Source organism: Micromonospora sp. NPDC005806 (genome assembly GCF_042871425.1).
Taxonomy (GTDB): domain Bacteria; phylum Actinomycetota; class Actinomycetes; order Mycobacteriales; family Micromonosporaceae; genus Micromonospora.
Map to the genome: position 1 here is coordinate 54,727 of NZ_JBIAIL010000010.1, position 22,311 is coordinate 77,037.

At 71.7% G+C, this 22,311-nt stretch carries 22 protein-coding genes; 16 read left to right on the forward strand and 6 right to left on the reverse strand.

From position 1 onward, the window contains the following. Window positions 1–225 precede the first annotated feature (225 nt). Together ACFYOS_RS13400 and ACFYOS_RS13405 are read left to right on the forward strand one after the other, a co-directional pair. Window positions 226–1,530 (forward strand): aspartate aminotransferase family protein, encoded by a 1,305-nt coding sequence (locus ACFYOS_RS13400; RefSeq protein ID WP_387139756.1) that lies wholly within the window; start codon window positions 226–228, stop codon window positions 1,528–1,530. Beyond that, complete coding sequence (locus ACFYOS_RS13405) at window positions 1,527–3,017, forward strand: CoA-acylating methylmalonate-semialdehyde dehydrogenase (RefSeq protein WP_387139759.1); 1,491 nt, start codon at window positions 1,527–1,529, stop codon at window positions 3,015–3,017. The genes ACFYOS_RS13400 and ACFYOS_RS13405 overlap by 4 nt, the downstream gene beginning before the upstream one ends. Here the strand turns inward: ACFYOS_RS13405 and ACFYOS_RS13410 are convergent. After that, the gene (locus ACFYOS_RS13410) at window positions 2,989–4,371 is read right to left on the reverse strand and encodes an acyltransferase (RefSeq protein ID WP_387139763.1); all 1,383 of its coding nucleotides are present in this window, start codon (window positions 4,369–4,371) and stop codon (window positions 2,989–2,991) included. The two genes, ACFYOS_RS13405 and ACFYOS_RS13410, sit on opposite strands and share 29 nt — an antisense overlap. A 208-nt stretch (window positions 4,372–4,579) precedes the next feature. Here ACFYOS_RS13410 and ngcE (ACFYOS_RS13415) point away from each other — a divergent pair, with 208 nt between their 5' ends. The 7 genes from ngcE (ACFYOS_RS13415) to ACFYOS_RS13445 all read left to right on the forward strand — a co-directional run bounded on the left by ngcE (ACFYOS_RS13415) (window position 4,580) and on the right by ACFYOS_RS13445 (window position 9,089). Then, the gene (gene ngcE, locus ACFYOS_RS13415; protein WP_387139766.1) at window positions 4,580–5,995 is read left to right on the forward strand and encodes an N-acetylglucosamine/diacetylchitobiose ABC transporter substrate-binding protein; all 1,416 of its coding nucleotides are present in this window, start codon (window positions 4,580–4,582) and stop codon (window positions 5,993–5,995) included. A gap of 67 nt (window positions 5,996–6,062) precedes the next feature. Beyond that, the gene (locus ACFYOS_RS13420; protein WP_387139769.1) at window positions 6,063–6,971 is read left to right on the forward strand and encodes a carbohydrate ABC transporter permease; all 909 of its coding nucleotides are present in this window, start codon (window positions 6,063–6,065) and stop codon (window positions 6,969–6,971) included. Then, window positions 6,968–7,876: a carbohydrate ABC transporter permease gene (locus tag ACFYOS_RS13425; protein WP_387139772.1), complete on the forward strand. Its 909-nt coding sequence runs from the start codon at window positions 6,968–6,970 to the stop codon at window positions 7,874–7,876. Before ACFYOS_RS13420 ends, ACFYOS_RS13425 begins: the two co-directional genes overlap by 4 nt. Before the next feature lie 101 nt (window positions 7,877–7,977). Continuing rightward, the gene (locus ACFYOS_RS13430; protein ID WP_387139775.1) at window positions 7,978–8,352 is read left to right on the forward strand and encodes a glyoxalase superfamily protein; all 375 of its coding nucleotides are present in this window, start codon (window positions 7,978–7,980) and stop codon (window positions 8,350–8,352) included. Window positions 8,353–8,356: 4 nt separating this feature from the next. Beyond that, window positions 8,357–8,665 (forward strand): ArsR/SmtB family transcription factor, encoded by a 309-nt coding sequence (locus ACFYOS_RS13435; protein ID WP_387139778.1) that lies wholly within the window; start codon window positions 8,357–8,359, stop codon window positions 8,663–8,665. Then, window positions 8,658–8,933 (forward strand): SRPBCC domain-containing protein, encoded by a 276-nt coding sequence (locus tag ACFYOS_RS13440; RefSeq protein ID WP_387139780.1) that lies wholly within the window; start codon window positions 8,658–8,660, stop codon window positions 8,931–8,933. Before ACFYOS_RS13435 ends, ACFYOS_RS13440 begins: the two co-directional genes overlap by 8 nt. Window positions 8,934–8,936: 3 nt before the next feature. Further along, window positions 8,937–9,089 (forward strand): hypothetical protein, encoded by a 153-nt coding sequence (locus ACFYOS_RS13445; RefSeq protein WP_387139783.1) that lies wholly within the window; start codon window positions 8,937–8,939, stop codon window positions 9,087–9,089. 243 nt (window positions 9,090–9,332) lie between these two features. Here ACFYOS_RS13445 and ACFYOS_RS13450 read toward each other — a convergent pair whose 3' ends face one another. Both ACFYOS_RS13450 and ACFYOS_RS13455 read right to left on the reverse strand, forming a co-directional pair. Continuing rightward, a complete protein-coding gene (locus ACFYOS_RS13450; protein ID WP_387139786.1) occupies window positions 9,333–9,902 on the reverse strand; it encodes a TMEM175 family protein in 570 nt (189 codons plus the stop codon). Between the two features lie 225 nt (window positions 9,903–10,127). Beyond that, window positions 10,128–11,117, reverse strand: coding sequence for an N-acetylglucosamine kinase (locus tag ACFYOS_RS13455; RefSeq protein WP_387139789.1), 990 nt, complete (start codon window positions 11,115–11,117; stop codon window positions 10,128–10,130). A gap of 198 nt (window positions 11,118–11,315) precedes the next feature. Between ACFYOS_RS13455 and ACFYOS_RS13460 the strand changes: the two genes are divergently transcribed. The 7 genes from ACFYOS_RS13460 (at window position 11,316) to ACFYOS_RS13490 (ending at window position 18,967) form a co-directional block, all read left to right on the forward strand. Further along, entirely contained in the window at window positions 11,316–12,278 is a 963-nt protein-coding gene (locus ACFYOS_RS13460) for a MurR/RpiR family transcriptional regulator (protein WP_387139792.1), read from the forward strand. Beyond that, complete coding sequence (locus tag ACFYOS_RS13465) at window positions 12,275–13,024, forward strand: sugar isomerase domain-containing protein (protein ID WP_387139795.1); 750 nt, start codon at window positions 12,275–12,277, stop codon at window positions 13,022–13,024. Before ACFYOS_RS13460 ends, ACFYOS_RS13465 begins: the two co-directional genes overlap by 4 nt. Before the next feature lie 25 nt (window positions 13,025–13,049). Next, the gene (ngcE, locus tag ACFYOS_RS13470; protein ID WP_387139798.1) at window positions 13,050–14,462 is read left to right on the forward strand and encodes an N-acetylglucosamine/diacetylchitobiose ABC transporter substrate-binding protein; all 1,413 of its coding nucleotides are present in this window, start codon (window positions 13,050–13,052) and stop codon (window positions 14,460–14,462) included. Window positions 14,463–14,484: 22 nt separating this feature from the next. Continuing rightward, a complete protein-coding gene (locus ACFYOS_RS13475) occupies window positions 14,485–15,426 on the forward strand; it encodes a carbohydrate ABC transporter permease (protein ID WP_387139801.1) in 942 nt (313 codons plus the stop codon). A gap of 13 nt (window positions 15,427–15,439) precedes the next feature. Further along, entirely contained in the window at window positions 15,440–16,393 is a 954-nt protein-coding gene (locus tag ACFYOS_RS13480) for a carbohydrate ABC transporter permease (protein WP_387139804.1), read from the forward strand. Window positions 16,394–16,556: 163 nt separating this feature from the next. Then, window positions 16,557–18,230 carry a bifunctional 3'-5' exonuclease/DNA polymerase gene (locus tag ACFYOS_RS13485; protein ID WP_387139807.1) on the forward strand — a complete coding sequence of 558 codons (1,674 nt, stop codon included), beginning with the start codon at window positions 16,557–16,559 and terminating at the stop codon, window positions 18,228–18,230. Window positions 18,231–18,373: 143 nt separating this feature from the next. Next, window positions 18,374–18,967: an NTP transferase domain-containing protein gene (locus tag ACFYOS_RS13490; RefSeq protein WP_387139808.1), complete on the forward strand. Its 594-nt coding sequence runs from the start codon at window positions 18,374–18,376 to the stop codon at window positions 18,965–18,967. Between the two features lie 73 nt (window positions 18,968–19,040). Here the strand turns inward: ACFYOS_RS13490 and ACFYOS_RS13495 are convergent, their stop codons facing one another. The 3 genes from ACFYOS_RS13495 to ACFYOS_RS13505 form a co-directional block, all read right to left on the reverse strand. After that, entirely contained in the window at window positions 19,041–19,952 is a 912-nt protein-coding gene (locus ACFYOS_RS13495; protein WP_387139811.1) for an amidohydrolase family protein, read from the reverse strand. Between the two features lie 5 nt (window positions 19,953–19,957). Continuing rightward, the gene (locus tag ACFYOS_RS13500; protein WP_387139814.1) at window positions 19,958–20,767 is read right to left on the reverse strand and encodes a metal-dependent hydrolase; all 810 of its coding nucleotides are present in this window, start codon (window positions 20,765–20,767) and stop codon (window positions 19,958–19,960) included. Between the two features lie 118 nt (window positions 20,768–20,885). Beyond that, window positions 20,886–22,211, reverse strand: a complete 1,326-nt coding sequence (locus ACFYOS_RS13505; RefSeq protein WP_387139816.1) for a glycosyltransferase family 4 protein — start codon at window positions 22,209–22,211, stop codon at window positions 20,886–20,888. Window positions 22,212–22,311: the final 100 nt, after the last annotated feature.

Consider the following 22,311-nt stretch of genomic DNA (forward strand, 5'->3'; position numbering starts at 1 on the left):
GCGTAGGCGCGCCGGTCCAGTGGTGCCGTGCTGCGGATCGAGTGGCTGACCGGCCGTGCCACCAGCGGAAAGGTTGGTGTGGAGCGCATTCGGCTCCGGAAACCGCAACGGGGGCGGTTGACGCGGTGTCAGGCGGTCACGGTCGCTGCGCTACACAGTGACAGTTGTCCCTGTCACCACCCGGTGAGAGCGTGCGAGGACCAACCGCCGCTGAAGGGTGCGACCATGACCTCCGACGACCTGCTGGCCCGACACCGGGCCGTGCTCCCGTCCTGGATGCCGCTCTACTACGCCGAACCGATCGAGCTGGTCTCCGGCTCCGGCCGCCGGGTGACCGACGCGCAGGGACGCAGCTACCTGGACTTCTTCGGCGGCGTGCTGACCAACATGATCGGCTACGACATCCCGGAGATCCGCGAGGCGGTCGAGCGGCAACTGCGCACCGGCATCGTGCACAGCTCCACGCTCTACCTGATCCGGCAGCAGGTGGAGCTGGCCGAGAAGGTCGCCCAGGTCTCCGGCATCCCCGACGCCCGGGTCTTCTTCACCAACTCCGGCACCGAGGCCAACGAGGCGGCGCTGCTGGTCGCCACCAACCACCGCCGCTCGCACCAGGTCCTCGCCGTACGCAACAGCTACCACGGCCGGTCGTACGCGGCGATGGGCGTGACCGGCAACCGGAGCTGGTCGGCCAGTGCGCTCAACCCGCTGCAGGTGGCCTGGCTGCACTCCGGCGAGCGACTGCGCGGCCTGCTGGCCCGCCTCGACGAGGCCGACCGGATCGACGCGGCCGTGGAGGACCTGCGCGAGGTCCTCGCCACCCAGACCTCCGGCGACGTGGCCTGCCTGATCGCCGAGCCGGTCCAGGGCGTCGGCGGCTTCGTGCACGGCCCGGACGGGCTCTTCGCGGCCTGGAAGAAGGTGCTCGACGAGCACGGCATCCTGCTGATCAGCGACGAGGTGCAGACCGGCTGGGGCCGCACCGGCGAGCACTTCTGGGGCTACCAGGCGCACGGCGTCACCCCGGACCTGCTCACCTTCGCCAAGGGCATCGGCAACGGCTTCGCCCTGGCCGGCGTGGTCGGCCGGGCGGACGTGCTGGAGTCGGTGCCGGCGATCAGCTTCTCCACCTTCGGCGGCAACCCGGTCTCCACCGCCGCCGGCAACGCCGTCCTCGACTACCTGCTCGACCACGACCTGCAGGCCAACGCCGAGCGGGTCGGCGCGATCCTCGGCGACGGCCTGCGGGCGGCGACGGCCGAGCTCGACTGCGTCGCCGAGGTCCGCGGCAAGGGCCTCATGCTCGGCGTCGAGTTCGTCCGCCCGGGCGCCCTCGATCCGGACCCGGCGCTCACCACCCGGGTGTTCGAGGCGTGCCGGACCGGCGGCCTGCTGGTCGGCAAGGGCGGCCTCTACGGCAACGTGATCCGGATGGGCCCGCCGCTGACCCTGACCGAGGACGAGGCCCGGGAGGGGCTGGCCATCCTGGTCGAGGCCATCCGCTCCTGCGCCGCCGAGCTGGTCGCATGAACACCATCGGGCACTTCATCGACGGCAAGCGGGTCAGCGGCGACTCCGAGCGCCGCGGCGACGTCTTCGACCCGGCCACCGGGCGGCGTACCGGGGTGGTGGAGCTGGCCTCCGCCGGGGACGTGGCGGGCGCGGTGGAGGCCGCCGACCGGGCCGCGCGGACCTGGCGGGACGCCTCGCTGGCCAAGCGGACGGCCGTGCTGTTCGCCTTCCGCGAGCTGGTCAACGCCCGGCGCGACCGGCTCGCTGAGGTGATCACCGCCGAGCACGGCAAGGTCCTCGCGGACGCCGCCGGCGAGGTGCAGCGCGGCCTGGAGGTCACCGAGTACGCCTGCGGCATCCCCTCGGCGCTGCGCGGCGGCTTCAGCGAGAACGTCTCCACCGAGGTCGACTCGTACAGCCTGCGGCAGCCGCTCGGCGTGGTGGCGGTGATCTCGCCGTTCAACTTTCCGGTGATGGTGCCGCTCTGGTTCGTCCCGGTCGCCGTCGCCTGCGGCAACGCGGTAGTGCTCAAGCCGAGCGAGAAGGACCCGAGCGCGGCGCTGCTGCTGGCCGAGTGGTTCACCGAGGCGGGCCTGCCGGACGGCGTGCTCAACGTGGTCAACGGCGACAAGGAGGCAGTCGACGCCCTGCTCGACCACCCCGGCGTGAAGGCGGTGTCGTTCGTCGGCTCCACTCCGGTCGCCCGGTACGTGCACCAGCGCGGCTCGCTGGCCGGCAAGCGGGTGCAGGCGCTCGGCGGGGCGAAGAACCACATGGTGGTGCTCCCCGACGCCGACCTGGACCTGGCGGCCGACGCGGCCGTCAACGCCGGCTTCGGCTCGGCGGGGGAGCGGTGCATGGCGATCTCCGCGCTGGTCGCGGTGGAGCCGGTCGCCGACGCCCTGGTCGCGAAGATCGCCGAGCGGATGGGTCGGCTGCGTACCGGCGACGGCCGGCGCGGCTGCGACATGGGCCCGCTGGTCACCGCCGCGCACGCCGAGCGGGTCCGCTCCTACGTGGAGTCGGGGATCGCCGCCGGCGCGGTGCCGGTGGTGGACGGGCGGGAGGTCGACCCGGACGGGGACGCGGACGGGTTCTGGCTCGGCCCGACCCTCTTCGACCACGTCACCCCGGGGATGTCGATCTACACCGACGAGATCTTCGGCCCGGTGCTCGGCGTCGTCCGGGTCGGCTCGTACGACGAGGCGGTCGACCTGGTCAACGCCAACCCGTACGGCAACGGCACGGCGATCTTCACCAATGACGGCGGGGCCGCTCGGCGCTACCAGCACGAGGTGGAGGTGGGCATGGTCGGGATCAACGTGCCGATCCCGGTGCCGATGGCCTACTACTCCTTCGGCGGCTGGAAGGCCTCGCTCTTCGGCGACCTGCACGCCCACGGCGCCGACGGGGTCGCCTTCTTCACCCGGGGCAAGGTGGTCACCAGCCGCTGGCTGGATCCGCGCCACGGCGGGGTCAACCTTGGCTTCCCCACCCAGACCTGAGCAGCCGCAGCGCCCCCGCCCCGGCCAGGTACGCCACCAGCGCCGGGGCGGGCAGCCCCAGCGGCTCGGGCGCGGCCTTGCGGGTCAGGCTGTTCAGCAGCAGCCCGGCGACGATGCCCGTGTACCCGGCCACCGCGAGCGCGGTACGGACCCGGGACCAGCCCGGGGAGCCCCGGGCGCTCTCCGGCCCGCGCCGCGCGTCGGCCGGCGGGGCGGATCGGCGGCTGCGGGCCTCGATCGGGCCGAAGATGGCGACCAGGGCGGCGAGGATGACGGCGAGGGCGAGTAGCCAGGGGATCCGCCAGGCCCACCACGCGGCCGAGCCGACCCGGGGGGTGGGCAGCACGCCGAGCGCGTCCAGCAGGCCGACCAGCAGCACCGCCGCGGTCAGGTGCCAGAGGAAGACGGTGAGCACCACCGTGTTCACCGCGATCACCGCCTGCCACGGGCCGCGCCGCCGCAGCCAGCGTCCGGCCGGCCCGCGCAGCAGCAGGATCAGCCCGAGCTGCGCGGTGGCCGCGGCGAGCAGGGCCAGGCTCGGCGGGGCGGCGTTGTCCAGCCGCTCGCCGGGCACGTTGAGCAGCACCACCGGGTACGGCCCGACGACCGTCAGCAGGACCAGCGCGGCCAGCCCGACGGCCAGCAGCGTGGCCCCGGCCCGCCGGGACAGCGGCAGCCGGCGACGGCGCGGGTTGTCCGGTGACCGGGCGTCGTACCAGGCGAAGCCGAGCTGGTGCACGGCCAGCCAGCCGAACAGGTAGTTGCCGGTGGCGAGCCCGGCCGGCCCGAGCAGCCGGCCCAGGTCGCCGAGCGCGACGAGACCGACCAGCACCACCGGCACGGCCAGCCCGAACCGTCGGTGCAGGGCGTACATCGGCGGGGTCAACGGCACCACGATCAGGTACGCCACCAGGAACCAGAGCGGGATGGTGGCGAACCACACCACGGTGCGGACCTCGACCGGGTTGGCGCCGCGGAGGCTGGCGACCGCCGCGCCGACCGCCAGCACCACCAGCAGCGCGGTGGTGGGGCGGACCAGTCGGGCGCTGCGGTCGATCAGCCAGCCGGTGGCGTTCCCGCCGCGGTGCCGGCGGGTGGTCAGCGAGGCGGCGTTGGCGTACCCGCCGACCAGGAAGAACACCGGCATCACCTGGGCCACCCAGGTCAGCGGCCAGGCCCAGGGGAGGTCGCCCAGGGCGGAGTGGCCGGTGGGGTGCCCGGCCCGGTCGTGCCCGATGACGGTGACCGCCCAGTGGCCGAGCACGACCATGGTGATGGCGAGCGCCCGGAGCAGGTCGACGTAGCGTTCCCGCCCGGCCGGCGTGCGCTCGGCGAGCTGCCGCAGGCGGCGCATGGGCCCAGGCTATGTCAGCTCGCGCCGGCCGGTGGTGATAACGGTTCGGTTGTCAGGGCTTGTGGTCCGCGTCGCACTGTCGTAGAAATTCTTCATCAACTTCAAATGAAGTGAAGACGAGCGACACCCAACACCTCCGTGCCTCGACGCCGCGGCCGCCGTTCCCCCATCTTCGGCGGGCCGCCCGTACCCGAACCGAGGAGAAGCGATGAACAGGCGTGACATCCTGCGGCGCACCGCCGCCGCCGGCCTGCTGGCCACTCCCGCCGCCGGCCTGCTGGCCGGCTGTGCCACCTCCGGCGGCGACGACAAGGGCGACGCCGGCACCTACAAGGGCACCAAGAGCGAGCAGAACCCGCTCGGCGTCAAGGAGGACGCCCCGCTCGAGGTGGTGATCTTCAACGGCGGCTTCGGCGAGGAGTACGCCAAGGCCCACGAGGCCATGTACAAGGAGAAGTACCCCAAGGCCGAGATCAAGCACTCCGCCACCCAGGAGATCAGCAAGACCCTCCAGCCCCGCTTCGTCGACGGCACCCCGCCGGACGTGGTGAACAACTCCGGCGCCGGTCAGATCGACTTCAACGGCCTGGTCAGCCAGAACGCCATCGCCGACCTGGGTGAGCTGCTCGACGCCCCGAGCCTCGACCAGCCCGGCAAGAAGGTGCGGGACACGCTGCTGCCCGGCGCCGTCGACGTCGGCTCGTACGACGGGAAGTTCCTGGTCCTCAACTACACGTACACCGCGTACGGCATCTGGTACTCCACCAAGCTCTTCACCGAGCGGAACTGGCAGTACGCGAAGACCTGGGACGAGCACATCGCGCTCTGCAAGCAGATCAAGGCGGCCGGGATCGCCCCCTGGACGTACGCGGGCAAGCACCCCCGCTACATGAGCTGGCCGCTGATCGCCACCGCGATCAAGTTCGGCGGGCCGTCGGTGGCGACCGCGATCGACAACCTCGAGCCGAACGCCTGGAGGTCCGACGCCATGAAGGCCGCGGCCGACGCCTGGTACCAGATCGTCAAGGACAAGTACATCCTGGACGGCTCGGCGGGCCTGGACCACATCCAGTCGCAGACCGCCTGGTGCCAGGGTAAGGCCGCCTTCGTCTCCTGCGGTTCCTGGCTGGAGAGCGAGCAGGCGAAGGTCACCCCGGCCGGCTTCAACATGACGATTGCGCCGACGCCGAGCCTGGGCAGCGGGGACAAGCTGCCGTTCGAGGCGCTTCGCGGCACCGCCGGCGAGCCGTTCATCGTGCCGGCGAAGGCGAAGAACGTCGCCGGCGGCCTGGAGTACTTCCGGGTGATGCTCTCCAAGAAGGGCGCGCAGGACTTCACGAAGAAGGTGTCCAGCCTGACCGTGGTGGCCGGGACGACCGAGGGAATCGAGCTGCCGTTCGGGCTCAGCACCGTGGTCAAGGCGCTGGAGGCGTCCGGCAGCAACGGCTTCAACTGGGTTTACAACAACTACTACCGGAAGCTCGAGCGCGAGCTGGTCGACGCCGCCTGCGGCGAGTTCTTCAGCGGCCGGAGCACCCCGGCCGCGTTCCTCGACGCGTGCCAGAAGGGCGCCGACTCGATCGCCCAGGACAGCTCGATCAAGAAGTACAAGCGGGCCGCGTAACGTCCGGTCGGTGGGGGCGGGCCGGTCCCGCCCCCACCGGTCCGCCGCTGGGGAGTAGGTCCTTCTCGTGAGACATGGCAAGTACCCGCTGATCATCATCTTCCTGGGGCCGCCGCTGCTGCTGTACGGCATCTTCGTGCTGTCGCCGTACGCGCAGGCCTTCCAGATCTCCACCACCGACTGGCTCGGCTTCTCCGCGAACGCGAACTCCGTCGGGCTGGACAACTTCCAGAGACTGCTGCACGACGATCGCGTATGGAATGCGATCAAGAACAACGCGATCATGCTCGCCCTGGTGCCGGTGGTGACGATCGGTCTCGGGCTCTTCTTCGCCACCATGCTCAGCATGGGCGGGCGCAAGGGCCGGGCCGGGGTGACCGGGGTGCGTGGCAGCGCCGTCTACCGGCTGGTCTACTTCTTCCCGCAGGTGCTGTCGGTCGTGATCATCGCTCTGCTCTGGAAGGAGGTCTACCACCCCACCAACGGCCTGCTGAACGGCGCGTTGCAGGCCCTCGGCCTGCCGACGCCGACGTGGCTCGGGGATCCGCGCACCGCCTTCTGGTGCGTGCTTGCCGTGATGGTCTGGAGCAACGTCGGGTTCTACGTGGTGCTCTTCGGCGCGGCCATGTCGGCCATCCCGCGCGACATCTACGAGGCGGTCATGCTCGACGGGGCCTCGCGTCTGGTGACCCTGCGCCGGATCACGATCCCGCTGCTCTGGGACACCGTCCAGGTCGCCTGGATCTACCTGGCCATCGCCGCCCTGGACGGGTTCATCCTGGTGCAGCAGATGACCGACGGCGGGCCCAGCTTCTCCTCGGACGTGATCGGTCTGCGGATGTACAACACCGCCTTCGCCAGCGAGTCCAAGTTCGGGTACGCCTCGGCTATCGGCGTCGTGATGTTCTTCCTGACCCTGTCGGTGGCGGTGCTGGCACTGCGAGCCGCCCGTCGTGATCGGATCGAGTACTCGTGACCACACTGGACCGGCCCACGGCGACCGGGGCGGAGCAGAGCGGGCCCGCCCGCGGTGACGCCCGACCCCTGCGCCGCGAGTTGGGCTTTGCCAACGTCTTCTCGCACGGGCTCCTGCTGTTCTGGGCCGCGCTGACCGCGCTGCCGCTGCTGTGGATGTTCCTCAGCTCGTTCAAGAGCGACAAGGAGATCCTCACCGACCCGTGGGGGCTGCCGGGCGGGCTGCGCTTCGAGAACTGGGCACGGGCCTGGACCGAGGCGCACATCGGCCAGTACTTCCTGAACAGCGGCGTGGTGGTGACCGGATCGCTTACCCTGACCATGCTCTTCGGCGCGACCGCGGCGTACGTTTTCGCCCGCTACGAGTTCCCCGGCCGGCAGGTGGTCTACTACCTCGTCGTCGGCGGGATGATGTTCCCGGTCTTCCTCGCCCTGGTGCCGCTCTTCTTCGTCGTGCGCAACGCGGGCCTCCTGCACACCTGGCTGGGTCTGATCCTGGTCTACGCCGCCTACTCGCTGCCCTTCACGGTCTTCTTCCTGACCGCCTTCTTCCGGACGCTGCCCACGTCGATCGCGGAGGCGGCGCTCATCGACGGGTGTGGTCACTTCCGGCTCTTCTTCCGGGTGATGCTGCCGATGGCGAGACCGGGACTGATCAGCGTCGCGATCTTCAACTTCCTCAGCCACTGGAACCAGTTCATCCTGCCCCAGGTGCTGATGCAGGGCGAGGACGCGAAGCCGGTGCTGGCACAGGGGCTCGCCGCGTTGGCGGTCAACCAGGGCTACCAGGGCGACTTCAGCGGCCTGTTCGCGGGCCTGACCATCGCCACCCTGCCGGTGCTGGCGGTCTACGTCGCGTTCCAGCGGCAGATCCAGACCGGCCTCACCGCAGGGCAGCTCAAGTGAGGCACGCCTGACCGTTTCTCCTGGTATCGGGCCGGTCGACGGTGTCGGCCGGCCCGCTCTTCACTTGACCGGTAGGAGTTCTCCTACCTATTGTGGTGGCCGTGACCGTGACCCACGTGCAACTCGTCTCCGTGCCCGTCAGCGACCAGGACCGGGCCCGCGACTTCTACGTCGACGTCCTCGGCTTCGACCTGATCTGGGACAACCCGATGGGCCCTGGTGGCCGGTGGATCCAGGTCGCCCCCAAGGGCGCGGCCACCGCCCTGACCCTGGTCACCTGGTTCCCGACCATGCCGCCCGGCTCGCTCAAGGGCCTGGTGCTGGAGACGGACGACCTCGACGGCGACGTGGCCCGACTGCGGGAGCGCGGCGTCGCCTTCGCCGACGGCGGCATCCAGACGGCGCCCTGGGGCCGCTACGCCACCTTCGACGACCCGGACGGCAACGGCATCGTCCTCCAGTCCACCCGGGTCTGAGGGGATGGACGTCTTCACGGCGCTGGCCAACCCCACCCGACGGGAGCTGCTCCGGCTGCTGCTGGAGCGCGGCGAGCAGCCGGTGCAGCAGCTCGCCGACCACTTCGACATGCGCCGGCCCAGCCTGTCGGAGCACCTCCGGGTGCTCAAGGACGCCGGCCTGGTGACCGAGCAGCCGATCGGCCGGCAGCGGTTCTACGCGCTGCGGCCCGAGCCGTTGCGCCAGGTGGCCGACTGGCTCTGCCCGTACGAGCGGTTCTGGCGGGCCCGCCTGGCCGACCTGCGCGAAGTGCTGGACGGTCTCGATGACTGAGCGGGCCGCCGTCGAGGTGGACCAGTTCCTGGCCCACCCGCCGGCCAAGGTGTGGCGTGCCCTGACCGATTCTGATCTGCTGGCCCGCTGGCTGATGCCGAACGACTTCCGGCCGCTCCCGGGTCATCGCTTCACCTTCCGCACCACCCCGCGCCCCGGTCAGGGCTTCGACGGCATCGTCCACTGCGAGGTGCTGGAGCTGGACGAGCCGCACCGGCTGCGCTGGGCCTGGCGGGGCGGCCGGCTGGACACCGTGGTCACCTGGTAGCTGGTGCCGGAGGGGCGGGGGACCCGGCTCTTCCTCGAGCACGCCGGCTTCGACCCGGACGACCCGGTGCAGCGGCGCACCTTCACCCTGCTGGACGGCGGCTGGCGCAGCCACGTCTGGCCCCGCCTGGACCAGGTGCTCGCCGAACTGGGATAGCGACTGGCTTCGGCTCGGCCGGGTGGTCTCCGGTCGAGCCGTTACAGGTTGGGGCTCACTGTGGAGCTGAGTCGTTGGTGACGTCAGCCGCGGGTCCGGGTCCCGGGACGCGAGACCCGCGGCGACCACGCCCGCTGGTCGGCGAGTCGTTTGCGACATCAGCTCGACAGCGGCTGCGGGACGGGTCCGCTTCCGGCCCGTCCCGGGCGCCTGTCCACCTTCCGCGTACGGCTTGGCGAGCGGTTACTCACGAGGGGCGGTGATGCCGTAGAAGATCGGGATGCCGAGGAAGATGGTCAACGCGATCCAGGGTGAGACGAACCCGAGCAGTCCACCGATGGGGAAGAACGCGGCCCCGAGCAGGGCTTTGCGCCGTTCCCGCCGGAAGAACCACAGACCTCCCTCCTCGACCAGTCCTGGATTTCGCACGAGGCAGTGGTCGAAGACCAGCCAGCTGGCCATCAACAGCGCGCCGATCAGCGCGTAGAAGCCGGTGGCTGCCTGCACGTCACTCTCGTTGCCCTCCTTCAGGAACCGGGCGACGACCGAGGTGGCGAAGGGCATCAGCGCGGCGCAGAAGAGCACACCAAGATTGGCCCAGGTCAACGGCACGTCGAGCGCCCTGAGCCGGGCGAATGACGTGCGGTGCCCGAGCCATACCACCGCCAGATTCACAAACGAGATCGTGTACGCGAGATAGACCGGCCAGTCCTCGAGGAGCCCGGCGACGAGCTGGCCGGGCCGGACCATGGGCGGCCGCAGGTCCAGCCCGAGCAGGGTGATGAGGATTGCGAGCACCGCGTCACTGAACATCTCAGTCCGGCGAACCGTTCTGTGCTGCCGACGCGCGGCCGCTGACGCGTTCACCCGATCCCCCAAGCAGCCCGTCTGACGAGGACAGTGCCAGCATGGCCCAGCAGCGATGGGCACGGTGCGGGTTCCGTCCGAGCGACGGCCCAGCCGCCGACTCCCCGCGGCCAAGGTGAACGGGACTCGGGGCTGGCGATGCCGTCCCGACGGCCGCGGTCGGCCGGTCGGTCAGGATGAGGTGGGCAGGAGGAGGGCGTGCAGGGCGGCCGGGTCGGTGACCTCGGGGAGGTCGCGGGCGGCGAGCCAGGCCGCTGCCGTCGCGCCGTCGCCGGCGCTCCGCAGTGCCGCGGCAGGCCAGCGTGCGGCCAGTTCGGTGCGGACCGCGTCGGCCAGTGGGGTCGCCCCGGTGAGCAGGCCGCCGCCGAGTACCACCGGGTCGGTGGCCCCGACCGGGCGGATCCGGCTGACGCTCTCGGCGAGCAGCGTGGCCGCCTCGGCGATGAGTGCCCCGGCGGTCGGCTCGCCCTCCCGGGCCGCCGTCACCACCAGCGGCGCGAGCCGAGCGAGCTCCACCGGCGGCCGGCGGGTGACCGCCTGCACCACCGACTCGGCGGTGGCCCGGGGGCGGCCCGCCACCTCGGGCGACCCGGTCAGCTCGGCGAGTATCCGCCGGGCCAGCTCGCTGGGCGCCGCCCCCCGGTCCAGGTCGGACAGGAGCCGGCGGACCGCCTCCCGGCCGAGCCAGAACCCGGAGCCGGCGTCGCCGAGCAGCCAGCCGTGCCCGCCTGCGACGCGGTCCAGTCGCAGGTCGCGTACCTGGGCGGCGATCGCCCCGGTGCCGGCGATGAGCACGGTGCCGTCCGGCGCGGCGGTGCCCGAGGCGTACGCGACCAGGGCGTCGCCGTGCACCGCGTACGGGCAGCGCAGCCCGGCGTCCGACCAGGCCCGGTCGAAGGCGGCCCGGCCCTGTGGGTCGGCGAGCAGCCGGCCGGCGCCGGCGAGCCCGATGGTGCCGGCGCGCACCCGGGCCGGGTCGACGTCGGCGAGCGCGGCACGCAGTGCGGCCAGCAGTTCCCCGGCGGCCCGCTCGGCGCCGTGGCTGGTCGGGTTACCGCCGCCGGCCCGGCCGGTGCCGAGGCGTACGCCGTCGAGGCGGACGGCGGCCGCCCGGGTGGACGTACCCCCGACGTCGAGGCCGACCACGACGGTGTCGGACATCCGATGGGCCTCCCTGCGCTCGCGCGTCGTGGCCCTTCATGCTGGTCGGCCCGGCTGCCCGAAGCAAGATCCGCGGGTCTGGCGCCGGCTGTGCGCCAGGTAACAGTTTGAAAACTTCGCCCACGCCCTTGACACGGAGGGGCCGTCAGTAAGAACTTTTACCACTAACAGTTAACACTCTTTTCCGAAAGGCGTCCCATGGTTGATCACGAGGTGGACACCGCCGCGGCGACCGCGGTGGTGGATGCCGACGCGGTCGACCGGCGGGGTGCGGTGGCGGTCTCCTCCGATGGGGTGCTGGCCAGGGTCCGGGCGGGGGCGGGGGAGCTGACGGGGGCGTTGCGCCGGGTCGCCGAGCACGTGCTCAGCGACCCGGAGGCGGCGGCCCGGGCCACCATCGTGGAGCTGGCCGAGCGCAGCGGCACCTCACCGGCGACCATCACCCGGTTCTGCCGGGCGATGGGCTTCGAGGGCTACGCCGACCTGCGACTCGGCATCGCCGCCGAGACCGGCCGGGCGCGCTCGGCCGGCTGGACCGTCGACATCGGACGGGAGATCCAGCCCAGCGACCCGCTGTCCCGGGTGCTCGACCAGATCATGGCCGCCGACACCCGCGCCATGCACGACACCGCCGCGCTGCTCGACCTCGGCGAGGTGGAGAAGGCCGCAGTGGCCATCGCCGGCGCCAGCCGGGTGAACATCTTCGGCGCCAGCGGCAGCGCGCTGGTCGGCGAGGAGATGCAGTTCAGCCTGCACCGCATCGGGGTGGCCGCGTGGGCCTGGAGCGACGTGCACGAGGGGCTGGCCAGCGCGGCGCTGCTCGGCGCGGGCGACGTCGCGCTCGGCATCTCGCACACCGGCCAGACCCGGGAGACCATCGAGATGCTCGCCGAGGCGGGCAGCCGGGGGGCCACCACGATCGCGCTGACCGGCTTCCCCCGCTCGCCGCTGGCCGAGCTGGCCGACATCGTGCTGGTCACCGCCAGCCAGGCCACCACCTTCCGGCCGGACGCGCTCTCCGCCCGGCATCCCCAGCTCGTCGTGCTCGACCTGCTCTACATCGCGGTGGCGCAGCGCACCCACGACCGCGCCCACGCGGCCTTCCGGCGTACCGCCCAGGCCGTCGACGGGCACAAGGCCGCGAAGGGGGCCACCTCATGATCAGTGCCCAGCGGTACGCGGACGCCGTCCGCCCGGTGCTCGACCGGCTGGTCGACAGCCAGGCCGACGCGGTCGACCGGGCGGCTGACCTGATCACCGCCGCACTGCGTGGCGGCGGCGTGCTCCAGGCGTTCGGCGCCGGCCACTCGGAGGCGTTCGCCGCCGAGCTGGTGGCCCGGGCCGGCGGTCTGGTTCCCACCAACCGACTCTCCCTGCACGATCTCGTGCTGCACGGCGACGCGCCCCGCGACGTGCTCGCCGACCCCAAGCTGGAACGCGACCCGGCCGTCGCGCACCAGCTCTGGGCCCTCGCGGCCGCGCAGCCGCGGGACGTGTTCGTGGTCGCCTCCCAGTCCGGCATCAACGGCTCGGTGGTCGAGCTGGCGACGTTGGTCAAGGAGCACGGCCACCCGCTGATCGCGGTCACCTCGGTCGAGCACACCGCTCGGGTCGCCCCCCGGCACCCGTCCGGGCACCGGCTCGCCGACCTCGCCGACGTCGTGCTGGACAACGGCGCGCCGTACGGCGATGCACTGCTGCCGCTCGAGGGCGGCGGCGCGGTCTGTGCGGTCTCGTCGGTCACCGCCGCGCTGCTGGCGCAGCTGCTGACCGCCGAGGTCGTACGACGGTTCCACCAGGCCGGGGAGGTACCCCCTATCTACCTCTCCGCCAACGTCCCCGGTGGGGACGAGCACAACCTCGCCCTCGAGTCGCGGTACGCCGGGCGCCTCCGGCGGACCGCCTGACCCGACACCACAAGGAGAGACAGAGATGTCGGTTACCCCCGAGAAGCCCGGCGACCTCAGCCGCCGGACCCTGCTGCAGCGGGCTGCCGCGGCCGGCCTGCTCGCCACCCCGGCCATGGGCCTGCTCAGCGCCTGCGCCGGCAGCGAGCCGGACAAGTCCGACGGCGGCGGTGCGGCGAAGAGCAAGGACAACCCGTTCGGCGTGAAGGACGGCAGCGCCGTCAAGGTGGTCATCTTCAACGGTGGCCTGGGCGACCAGTGGGCCAAGGAAGACAAGGTCGTCTTCAACGCCAAGCACTCGAAGGTCACGGTCAACATGTCTTCCACCCAGAAGATCAAGACCGAAGAGCAGCCGAAGATGGCGACGCAGCCGAGCGACCTCGTCATGAACTCGGGTGCCGACAGCATGGACCGCAGCACGCTGATCAACGAGGGTGCGATCGAGCCGCTCGACGACCTGCTCACCGCGCCCGCGTGGGACAGCGACGGCACGGTCGCTGACACTCTGCTGCCCGGCACCGTCACCGACGGCACCCAGAACGGCAAGTTCTACGTGGTGAACGTTGCCTACACGGTCTGGGGCAACTGGTACAACGCGGCCCTGTTCAAGAAGGAGGGCTGGCAGGCCCCGACCACCTGGGACGAGTTCTTCGCCCTCGCCCCGCAGATCAAGGCGAAGGGCATGGCGCCCTACGTCCACGACGCCGTCCACGGCTACTACCCCCGCTGGGCGCTCATGGCGGGCATCTGGAAGTCCGCTGGCAAGCAGGCCGTCATCGACATCGACAACCTGAAGGATGGCGCCTGGAAGGCCGACGGCGTCCTCAAGGCGCTGGAGCCGTGGGAGAAGCTGGTCAAGGACAAGCTGCTCCTGCCCGGCAAGCTCGACCACACCCAGTCGCAGCAGGCCTGGCTCGACGGCAAGGCAGCGTTCATCCAGGTCGGCACCTGGCTGAAGAACGAGATGGCCGCCACCATCCCGCCCGGCTTCGAGCTGACCCTGTCGGACTACTGGAGCAACGCCGGCGACAAGGCGGCGAAGGACGTGTTCGCCTCCTCCGGTGAGGGCTTCGTGGTGCCGAGCAAGGCCCCGAACAAGGAGGCCGCGAAGGAGTTCCTGCGGGCGATCCTGTCCAAGGCCGGCTCGGCGAAGTTCGCCGAGCTGACCAAGTCGCTGGCCTCCACCAAGGGCTCCGGCGACAACGTGCAGGACTCCGCCCTGGCGTCCGCGAACGCGCTGATGAAGAGCGGCAGCCAGGACCTGGTCTCGTTCAAGTTCCCGGACTTCTACGCCGACCTGGACAAGGAGAGCCAGAACCTGTCCGAGGAGCTGATGGCCGGCCGGCTCACGGCGCAGCAGTTTATCGACAAGATGCAGGCTGCGGCGGACAAGGTCGCCAAGGACTCGTCGATCAAGAAGCAGACCCGCACCGCCTGATCCGTTCGAGAGAGTGAGTCCAATGCGGCACGGAGTCGCGCGTTTCGTCACGGGGTTCCTGGCCCTGCCCGTCGCGCTGTACCTGTTCTACGTGGTGTGGCCGTTCGTGCAGGCGGCGGGATACTCGCTGACCGACTGGGGCGGGTACTCGGATTCCCAGCACTTCGTCGGGCTGGACAACTACGTCCGGCTGCTCTCCGACGAGCTGATCAGGAAGGCGTTCTGGCACAACGTCTTCTTCCTGGTCACCGTGCCGCTGTTCACCATCGCGCTGGCCCTGTTCCTCGCGTTCCTGCTCAATGTGGGCGGACGCGAGGACAGGGCCGGCATCCGCGGGGTGTTCGGCTCCGGCCTCTACAAGGTCATCTTCTTCTTCCCGCAGGTGCTGTCCCTGGTGGTCATCGCCGTGATGTGGCAGCAGATCTACCGGACGGACGGCCAGGGCCTGATCAACGGCCTGCTCATCAAGATCGGACTGGTCGACGCGGACAACCCGATCGCGTTCACCGCCGACCCGGAGCCCTTCCTCGGCATCCCGGCCGTGCTGTGGTGGCTGCTGCTCATCGCCGTGTGGAGCGGCGCCGGCTTCTACATGGTGCTCTTCTCCGCGGCCATGCAGTCGATCCCCAAGGACATCTACGAGGCGGCCATCCTCGACGGCGCGGGGCGCTTGCACACGTTCTTCCGGGTCACCCTGCCGCTGCTGCGGGACACCATCTCGGTCGCCTGGGTCTACCTGGGTTTCATCGCGCTGGACATGTACGCCCTGGTCTTCGTCATGACCCCGAGTCAGGGCGGCCCGAACCACGCCAGCGAGATCTTCGCCTCGGTGATCCAGTTCAACGCGTTCCAGAAGGGCCAGTTCGGCTACGCCTGCGCGATCGCCGTGGCGCTGGCAATCTTCACCATCCTGCTGGCCGCCCTCCAGTTGAGGATCACCCGTCGTGAGCGGATCGAGTTCTGAGGAGGCCTGGACGATGAGCACGGTGACCCACACCTCCGACGGGAGACGACCCGGCGCGGTGCCGCCGGCCGGTCCGGTAGCGGGCCGACGGGCGGGAGCCGCCGCCAGCGGCATCGGCCGGATCTTCAACGGCTTCTCGCACCTGTTCCTCGCGGTGTGGGCGGTCATGGTGATCTACCCGCTGGTCTGGGTGGTGATGTCCGCCCTCAAGACCGACTCCGAGGTGATCCGCGAGCCGCTGTCGCTGATCCCCAGGTCGCTGAGGTGGGGCAACTTCGCCCGGGCGTGGACGGCCGGGATCGACAGCTTCTTCCTGAACACGCTGCTCGTGCTCGTCGGCAGCGTGACCCTGACGATGCTGCTGGGCTCGATGGCGGCGTACGCGCTGGCCCGCTACGAGTTCCGCGGCAACCGGCTGATCTACTGGATGTTCCTGTCGGGGCTGACCCTGCCGATCTACCTCGCCGCGGTGCCGCTGTTCAAGGGCGTCTACAACATGAACGTGGTGTTCCCGCCGCTCGGCCCGAACAAGCACGCCATGCTGATCCTGGTCTATGTGGCCTGGTCGCTCTCGTTCACGGTGTTCTTCATGCACTCGTTCTTCCGGACGCTGCCCGACTCGATCGCCGAGGCGGCCATGGTCGACGGGGCCTCGCACACCCGGACCTTCTTCAGCGTGATGCTGCCGATGGCCAAGCCGGGCCTGATCAGCATCGGCATCTTCAACGTGCTCGGCCAGTGGAACCAGTGGTACCTGCCGACCCTGCTCATGCAGTCGGTCTCCGGTGAGCCGAAGCACCAGGTGATCGCCCAGGGCCTGATCGAACTGTCGGTCAACCAGGGCTACAAGTCCGACTGGTCGGGTCTGTTCGCCGGCGTCACCATGGCGATGCTGCCGGTGCTGATCGTGTACATCGTCTTCCAACGCCAGGTCCAGTCCGGCCTGACCGCCGGCGTGGGCAAGTAACGCTCCGCCGCCAAGCGCGCGCACCGCGGGCGGGGAAGCGCGCAGATTCACGGAAAGAGTGGCCATTCCGCGTCGGATGGCCACTCTTTCCGTGAAAGAGCGCCCACCGGTCCGGGCGCGGGACGGTGGGCGAGTGTCGGAGGGGCCAGGCAGAATCGCGTCCGTGCTGGTGGCGGTGGTGTCGGACGAGCGGGGCGGGGGTGTGCTGCAACCTCTCGACCCCACCGGTCGGCCTGCCGGTCCCGCCGAGCCGGTCGACGACCTGGCGGCCGCGGTGGCGGCCCGGGAGGCCGCCGACCGGCCCCGCTGGGTCTGGGCCACCGGCGCCACCGGCTACCCGGCGCTGCTGCGCGCCGGGGTCCGGCTGGACCGCTGCCACGACGTGGAGCTCACCGAGGCGCTGCTGCTCGGGCACGCCGGTCGCTGGGGCGAGCCCCGCTCGCTCGCCGCGGCCTGGGCCCGGCTGACCGGTGCGCCCGTCCCGCCCGACCCGGCGCCCCGCCCGCCGGAGCCGCCCGGCCACGGCCAGGGCGCGCTCTTCGACGCGCCCTCCGGCCCGCCGGGCCCGGGCATCGAGGCGTTGACCCGGGTGTACGCCGACCAGCTCGCCCGGATCGCGGCGACCGAGCACCCCGGCCGGTTCCGGCTGCTGGTGGCCGCCGAGTCGGCCGGTGCGCTGATCGCCGCCGAGATGGGGGCGGCCGGCCTGCCCTGGCGGGCCGACGTGCACGACGCGATCCTCGCCGAGCTGCTCGGCGAGGCGTCCCCGGTGGGCGGTCCGCCCCGCCGGCTGGCCGAGCTGGCCGCCCGGATCGCCGCGGCGTTCGGCGTACGCCAGCTGCATGCCGACTCCCCGGCGGAGCTGCTGAAGGCGTTCGCCCGGGCGGGCGTGGAGCTGCCCAACACCCGGGCCTGGGTGCTGCGCGGGGTGGAGCATCCGGCGGTGCCGCTGGTGCTGGAATACAAGGAGCTCTACCGGATCTGGACGGCGCACGGCTGGGCCTGGCGGGACGCCTGGGTTTCCGAGGGCCGCTTCCACCCGGAGTACGTGCCCGGCGGGGTGGTCTCCGGCCGGTGGGCCACCCGGGGCGGCGGGGCGTTGCAGATCCCGAAAGTGATCCGGCGGGCGGTGGTGGCCGACCCGGGCTGGACCCTGGTGGTCGCCGACGCGGGGCAGCTGGAGCCCCGCGTGCTCGCCGCGGTCTCCGGCGACGAGCGGCTGGCCGCCGCGGGTGGCGCGGGGGACCTCTACGCCGCGCTGGCCCGGGACGCCTTCGCCGGTGACCGGGCGCGGGCCAAGGTGGCCCTGCTCGGCGCCATGTACGGGCAGACCGGCGGCGCGGCGGTACCCGCCCTGGCGGTGCTCAAGCGGAACTACCCGACCGCGTTCGGGTACGTCGAGGCGGCCGCCCGCACCGGTGAGGCGGGCGGATTGGTCCGGTCGTGGCTGGGGCGTACCTGCCCGCCGGGCTCAGTGGGCTTCGGCGACGGGGAGGACGCGGATCCGGACGCCGGGGCGGACCCGCAGGGTCCCCGGGCCCGGGCGGCCCGCTCGCGCGGCCGGTTCACCCGCAACTTCGTCATCCAGGCCACCGCCGCCGAGTGGGCCTCCACGCTGCTGGCCACACTGCGCACGGGGCTGGTCGGCACCGGCGCCGAGCTGGTCTTCTTCCAGCACGACGAGGTGATCGTGCACTGCCCGGCAGAGCGGGCCGACGCGGTGGCGGCGGCGGTCACCGCGGCCGGCGCCCGCGCCACCGCGCTGCTCTTCGGGGACACCCCGGTCCGGTTCCCGCTCGACCTGTCCGTCGTGGACTGTTACGCCGACGCGGCATAGTCGGCGCAATTTTCCGTTTTGCCCCGCTACCCGCTCCCGGGGGCGCTCGTTGGGCCCGGTGTGCGTACGACGGGACGGCCCGGGCGCGGCTGCCCCGGTCCGTCCCCCTGGTCGAGGGGGCACAGCTGAACCGGATCGCAGGAATGATCATCGCCGCTGGTGGGGGCCGTCGGATCGGCGGGCCCGAGGCGTTGCTGCACCAGGGCGAGAAGCCCCTGGTGAGCCAGATGATCGACACGATGGGCACGGCGGGCTGCGAGCAGATCGTGGTCGTGCTGGGCGCGGCGGCCGAACAGGTACGCCAGACGACCGACCTGACCGGTGCCACCGTGGTGGTCAACCGGGCGTGGGGCACCGGGGTCGGCTCCTCGATCCGCGCCGGGCTCGCCGCACTGACCGACGAGGGGATCGAGGCGGTCGTGGTGGTGCCGGTCGACATGCCCGGGCTCACCGCCGCCGCGGTCCGGCGGGTGGCCGCCCTGCCGTACCCGGACGTGCTGGTCTGCGCCACCTACGACGGGCTGCGCGGCTACCCGATGCTCTTCGGCCGCCGGCACTGGTCCGGCATCGCCACCCTGGCCAGCGCCGACGTCGGCGCCCGTCCGTACCTGCTGGCGCACAAGGACCGGATCGTCGACATCTCCTGCGACTCGGTGGCCGACGGCAGCCGGATCGACAGCCCCGAACTCATGGCGCTCTACGGCCTCAGCATCCCCGAGCAGCGGGTCGGCGCCTGACCGGGGCATCGCCCCGGCAGCTGCCCACCCAACCGGGCTGAGTGCCCCCGGCTCGTCGGCGTCGTGGCGTCGTTCAGAGGTCGAACAGGGCGGCGGCGTTGCCCCAGCAGACCGCCCGCAGCCAGTCGTCGCCGAGGTCGAGCCGGGCCAGGCCGGTGAGCTGCTCCGCGTACGGGTAGGGGATGTTCGGGAAGTCGCTGCCCAGCAGCACCTTCCCGGCCAGGCCCAGCTCGCGCAGCCGGGGCAGCTGGTCCGCCGGGAACGGCTCAGCCTCGTCGAAGAACGAGGTGAACACCATGGTGGTGTCCAGCCGGACCCGCTCGTACGCCGAGGCCAGGTCGAGGAACGCGGCATAGTCCGGGGCACCCAGGTGCGCCACGATCGCGGTCAGGCCGGGATGCCGGGCGAGCAGCGCGGCGAACGGCGCCGGTCCGGTGTGGTCGGTGCGCACCGGCGCATGGCCCGCGTGCACCACCACCGGCACGCCCGCGTCGGCCAGCAGCCCCCAGACGGCGTCCAGCGCCGGGTCGGTCGGCAGGAAGCCGCCCACCTGCAGATGCACCTTGAACACCCGCGCCCCGGCGTCCAGCGCCGCGGCCACGTAGCCGGCCGCTCCGGGCTCCGGGAAGAAGGTCGCCGAGGCCAGGCAGCCGGCGGTACGCGCGGCGAAGTCCAGCGTCCACCGGTTCAACGACTCCGCCATCTCCGGCCGGTGCGGGTACGCCAGCGCGGTGAACGCCCGTACGCCGAGCCGGCGCAGGTGTGCCACCCGGGCGTCGTCGTCCCACCGGTACCGGATCGGCCACTCCCGGCCGACCAGCGGCCCCGCGGAGTCGAAGTACGCCCACACCTTCTGCAGCAGCCGCGGCGGCAGGAAGTGGGTGTGCACGTCGGCGAGCCCGGGCAGCCCCAGCCGCTGCCAGAACCCGGGCACCGCCGCGTCCTCGGCCGGCGGCCGCGCCTCGCCCGCCGGCACGTGCAGCATGTCGATCAGACCTCGATGTTGAACCGTTGCAGGACCGACGGTGCGACCAGCCCCACCGCGGCGAGCGCCGCGAGGACGGTGAGCGCGGCCCGCAGCACGATCGTCTCGGCCTTGCTCCCGGTCCGCAGCGCGATGCTGTTGGGCAGGCCGACCATCATCCACATCCGCCGCTTGATCGGGATGGGCCAGAGGATCGGCACCCCGGCCCGGGTGATCATGTCGCCGAGGATGTGCACGAAACAGCCCACGCCGACCGCGGTGCCGATCAGCGGATAGCCCCGGTCGCCGGGAAGGTTGGCGAAGGTGAACCAGGCGGCGGCGGCCGAGGCCAGGGTGACGATCACCCAGCCGGCCCGCTCGGCCCACTCGTCGAAGAGCCCACGCAGCGCCAGCCCGATCATGAAGAACAGGATGCTGACCACCGCCCACTTGCCGAAGTGGGCGCAGAGTGCGGTGGTGCCCCAGCCCACCAGGACGGTGAACGGGATGGTGTGGGTCAGCGTCCGGTGCCCGTTGTTGCGGCGCGGGTCCTTGCTCAGCTTGGTGGCGTAGTAGACGCCGAGCGAGATCTTCTCCATCACCTCGGCGAGGAACAGGCTGAACACGCCGAAGGTCCGGGCCACGGTGGCCCCGCCCTGGTTGCGGGTCACCTTGCCGGAAAGGTCGAGGTCGGGAAAGAGCGCCCCGCCCGCGCAGACCGCGGTGCCCACCGCCAACGCCAGCGGCGTCTGGTGGTAGTCGGCGAACTGGTCCAACGCCCAGGAGCCGGTCAGCCACACCGCCGCGCCGGACAGCGCGTGGGACGGTCCCATCATGTCGACTCGCCCTTCCCCAGAGATCTTGATCGACAAAACTACGCCACTGTAGTTAACCGTCGGGTCCAGGGACATCACCCGGACGGTCCACTGGGGAAGGGGCGGACCGGTGCGTGACTCAGCTCGCGGCCTCGGCCAGCAGATTCCCGTCCGGGATGGTGATGGCGGACCGGCACCCGGCCAGCAGCGCGGCTGCCCGGCGGGCCTGGAACGCGCCGTGTTCCCGCCGCGCTGCGGCGTAGCTGCCGACGGTCCGGGCCGCGACGGTGGCCCAGCCGTAGCGCCGGGCGACCATGGTGCGGGCGCGGCGGGCCACCCGGCGGGCGAAGACCTCGTCGCCGAGAAGCCGGTCGACCGCGCCGGCCAGGGCGTCCGGGTCGCTGTGCGGGAAGGTCACCCCGGTGACGCCGGGCTCGACGATCTCGGCCAGCCCGCCGGTGCTCGCCACCGCGAGTGGCGCGCCGGCCGCGGCCGCCTCCAGGGCGATCATGCCGAACGGCTCGTAGAGGCTGGGGACGACGGTGGCGTCGGTCGCGGCGAGCACCGCCGGGAGCTGGGTGGCGTCCATGAAGCCGGCGAACCGGACGCTGTCCCCGACGTGCAGCCGCCGCGCCTGGTCCACCAGCTCCTCCCGGTACGGGCCGTCGCCGGCGATCACCACGCGCAGCCCGGGGTGTCGGTCCCGCAGGTACGGCACGGCGTGCACCAGGTGCTGCACGCCCTTCTCGTAGACCAGCCGGCCCGCGTACCCGACCAGGGGGCCGGCCCCGGCGAAGCGGGCCCGGGCGGAGACGACCGCGCGGGGGCGGGCGCGCCAGGCCCGGTCGTCCACCCCGTTGGGCACCACGTCGATCCGCCCGGCCGGTACGTCGAACAGTCGCGCCACCTGGTCCCGCATGTAGCCGGAGCAGGCGATCACCCGGTCCGAGGCGTTGCTCAGCCAGTGCTCGACGCCGTGGATGGTGCGGTTCATCTCCTCGGGCAGCCAGCCCTGGTGCCGGCCGGCCTCGGTGGCGTGGATGGTGGTGACCAGGGGTCGGGAGAGGTGCTCGGCCAGGGTGACCGCGGTGTGCGCGACCAGCCAGTCGTGGGCGTGGATCACGTCGTACCCGCCGGACTCGGCGGCGCGCAGGGCCACCCGGGTGAGGGTGTGGTTGAACGCCATGGTCCAGGCGAGCAGGGAGTCGGTGGCGAGTGGGAAGCGGACCGGGTCCTCGGCGGCCCGCAGGATCCGGACGCCGTCGGCGTACTCCTCCAGCGGCGCGCCCTCGGCGTGCCGGGTGATGACGGTGACCTCGTGGCCGGTGGCGGCCAGGGCGACGGAGAGGGCGTGCACGTGGCGGCCGAGTCCACCGACGAGCACGGGTGGGTACTCCCAGGAGAGCATCAGCACCCGCTGCTGCCGGGCGGGCTGGAGGTCGATCACTTCGGCGTCAGCAGACATGCGGCGGCCCCCTTTGAGTTGTGTGTCCCGCACCGCGCGACGCGCCGCGCCGGGCGCTTCGTGGGGTCGCCGCCCATCCTGCCGAGTGGTCGATAACCAG